Consider the following 3,229-nt stretch of genomic DNA (forward strand, 5'->3'; position numbering starts at 1 on the left):
CGGTACCTCGCCCTTCGGCGCCTACGGCTACAACCCGCAAGGCATCCGCATCGGCCAGGACAAGGGCCGCAACAAGAGCGCGGTCAAGGTCTGGGACCAGCGCCAGTTCAAGGACTACGACGACAGCCTCGAGCTCGGCACACGCAACATCAAGGTCGCCCTGCGCCGCCTGCGCCGCTTCGCACGCGAAGGTTTCGAAGAAGAGCTCGACCTCGACGACACCATCCGCGCCACGGCATCGAATGCCGGCTGGCTCGACATCAAGATGGTGCCCGAGCGGCACAACAAGGTGAAGGTGCTGCTGCTGATGGACGTCGGCGGCACGATGGACGAGCACATCCACCGCGTCGAGGAGTTGTTCAGCGCCGCCAAGACGGAGTTCAAGCACCTCGAGTTCTATTACTTCCACAACTGCGTCTACGACTTCATGTGGAAGAACAACCGGCGCCGCTACAGCGAGAAGTTCCCGACCTGGGACTTGATCCGAAAGTACAACAAGGACTACAAGCTGATCTTCGTCGGCGACGCGACGATGAGCCCGTACGAGATCCTGCAGCCGGGCGGCAGCGTCGAATACAACAACGAGGAGCCGGGCGCCGAGTGGCTGCAGCGCCTCACCAACGCGTTCCCGAAGTTCGCCTGGATCAACCCCGAGCCGCAGGGCGTGTGGGGCTACCGGCAGAGCATCTCGGTGATCCAGCAGCTCATGAACCAGCGCATGTTCCCGCTGACCCTGCCCGGGCTCGAAGGGGCCATGCGACTGCTCGTCAAATGAGCCGTTGCGCAGCGCCGCTGCAGGCGCTGTGCTGGTTGCTGCTGGCAGCGTTGATCTCCGGATGCTCGAGCCTGCCGTTCCTGAACGGCAAGGACGAGCCCGCGGCCGCCGGCGTCCCTGCCGAGCCCGAGATCCCGCTCTACGAGCTCGAGGTCGAGGCGCCCGAGCCCTTGCGCAGGCTGCTCCTCGACTACCTCGACCTGTCGCGCTTCCGCAGTGCGCCCAGCAGCGAGCGCATCACCGGCATCGAGCTCGACCGGCTGGCCGCCGCGGCGCCGGCGCAGGCCCGCTCGCTGCTCGAGACCGAGGGCCACTTCAACGCCGAGGTGACGATCGCGCAGGAGCGCACGGCAGGCGACCTGTCGCGGCTGACCCTGCGCGTCGTTCCCGGGCCGCGGGTGCTCGTGAAGAGCGTGGCCATCGACGCGACGCGGCCGCTGCCGCCGCGCACGCCGTCGCGCGAGGAGCCGTGGACCGACCGCATCGATCGCGTCCGCCAGACCTGGCTGCTGCAGCCCGGGCAGCCGTTCCAGCAATCGGCCTGGAGCAGCGCCAAGAACGCCAGCCTCGGTGCCTTCCGCGGCGACGGCTACCCGACTGCCGAGTGGCAGTCGACGCGGGCCCGGGTCGACGCCACCGCGCAGTCGGCGGCGCTCTCGCTCACGATCGAGCCCGGCCCCTTGTTCCGCCTCGGCCCGATCCGCGTCGAAGGCGTGCACCGCTACGACGTCGACGCGGTGCGCCGCCTCGCCACTTTCGAACCCGGCCACGAGTACAGCGAGAAGTTGCTCCTCGACTACCAGGACCGCGTCGTCCGCTCCGGCCTGTTCGAGGGCGCCTCGGTCGAGGTCGACCTGAACGGGCCGCCCGAGGCGGCACCGGTCACCGTCAAGGTCAAGGAGCTGAGCCGGCACCAGGCCACCTTCGGCATCGGCTTCAGCGCCGACACCGGGCCGCGCGTCTCGGTCGAGCACACCGACCGCAAGGTCTTCGGCCTGCCCTGGGTCGCGCGCAGCACGATCGCCCTCGGGCCCGACCTGAAGACGGTCGGCACCGAGTTCACGTCGTACGTGCGCGAACGCCTCTGGCGCAACCTGGCGGCGGCGAACCTCGAGCAGCTGCGCACCGACGAGGAGACGCGCAACAGCTGGACCGCGCGCGTCGGCCGGGTCAAGGACACCACCGCCTTCGATCGCCTCTACTACCTGGAGGTCTCTCACGCGCAGGTGCAGAGCGCACCGCTGACCACTTCGAGCGACGCCGTCTCCATCAGCTACCACTGGCTGCGCCGGGACCTCGACAACGTCCTGCTGCCGACCCTCGGCACCGCCCTGTCGCTGCAGGGCGGCGTCGGCTACGGCGCCGGCAGCCGCGAGCGCTCCGACCGGCCGGGCACGGAGCGAAGCCGCGGACCCTTCGTGCGGACGCAGGCCCGCTTCACGGCCTACCGCCCGGCCGGCGCCTGGTTCCTCAACGCGCGGGTCGAGGCCGGCGAGGTGTTCGTCAACAACCCGATCGCGGTGCCGGACACGCTGCTCTTTCGCGCCGGCGGAGAGAACTCGGTGCGCGGCTACGGCTACCGCACCCTCGGCCCGACGGTGAACGGCGCCGTCGTCGGCGGCCGCGTCCTGCTCACCGGCAGCATCGAGGCCGAGCGGCCGCTCACAAGCCGGTTGCCGGCGCTGCTCGGCGCCGTGTTCGTCGATGCCGGCAACGCCGCCGACCGCTGGGGCGAACTGAGCCCGGTGTTCGGCTACGGTGTCGGCCTGCACTACCGCAGCCCCGTCGGCCCGCTGCGGCTCGACCTCGCCTACGGCCAGGAGGCGCGCCGGCTGCGCCTGCACCTGAGCGTGGGCGTGACGTTCTGATCGGCCCGGCATGGCGAGCCCCCCGCCGGCTGCACCGGCCGTTCCCGATCCGCGCGACGCGGCACCGGCCCGCCGCCCGCGCCGCGGCCTGCGCTGGCTCGCCGCAGGCGTCGCCGCCGTGCTGCTGCTGGCCGTCGCCGCGATCGGCGCCGTCTGGTGGATGCTGCACAGCCCGGCTGGGACGGGCTGGCTGCTAGCGCGGATCCCGCAGATCGGCGTCGTCGCGCCGCAAGGCGCGCTGGTCGGCGACTTCGCCGCCGAGCGCGTCGAGGTCACGCTCGCGGGCAGCGGCGTGCTCCGGCTCGACGCGCCGCGCTGGCAGGCGCTTCGCCTCGCGCGAGGCGACCACGGGCGCTGGCTGCACGTCGTCATCGACAGCCTGCACGCCGACCGCGTCACGTGGCTGCCGCAGGCCGACGCGAGCCCGTCCGCCGAGCCGCCACGCCCGCCGCAGAGCCTGCGCCTGCCGATCGAGCTCGAGGTACGTGCGGCGCGCGTCGACGAGCTCCGCATCGGCAGCGCCGAGGCGATGCCGATCCGCGCCGTGCGAGGCCGATTGCACCTCGGCGCCGAGGTGCAATCGGCC

The 3,229-nt window shown here is 71.4% G+C and carries 2 protein-coding genes and 1 pseudogene; all 3 read left to right on the forward strand.

Translation table 11 applies throughout. The features are described from left to right. Positions 1–775, forward strand: a 775-nt coding sequence (locus AC30N0_RS14030; protein WP_489518526.1) for a vWA domain-containing protein, incomplete at its 5' end; no start/stop codon positions are given. Continuing rightward, entirely contained in the window at positions 772–2,643 is a 1,872-nt protein-coding gene (locus AC30N0_RS14035; RefSeq protein ID WP_489518527.1) for an autotransporter assembly complex protein TamA, read from the forward strand. The genes AC30N0_RS14030 and AC30N0_RS14035, both read left to right, overlap by 4 nt. A gap of 10 nt (positions 2,644–2,653) precedes the next feature. Further along, positions 2,654–3,229 (forward strand): annotated as a pseudogene (locus tag AC30N0_RS14040) (hypothetical protein); the annotation flags it as partial.

Origin of the sequence: Rhizobacter sp. (genome assembly GCF_031412495.1) — a bacterium.
Lineage (GTDB): Bacteria > Pseudomonadota > Gammaproteobacteria > Burkholderiales > Burkholderiaceae_C > Schlegelella_A.

Excerpts from the sequence above, each read along its gene's own strand:
- AC30N0_RS14035 (WP_489518527.1), top strand. The coding sequence starts at position 772 with ATGAGCCGTTGCGCAGCGCCGCTGCAGGCGCTGTGCTGGTTGCTGCTG.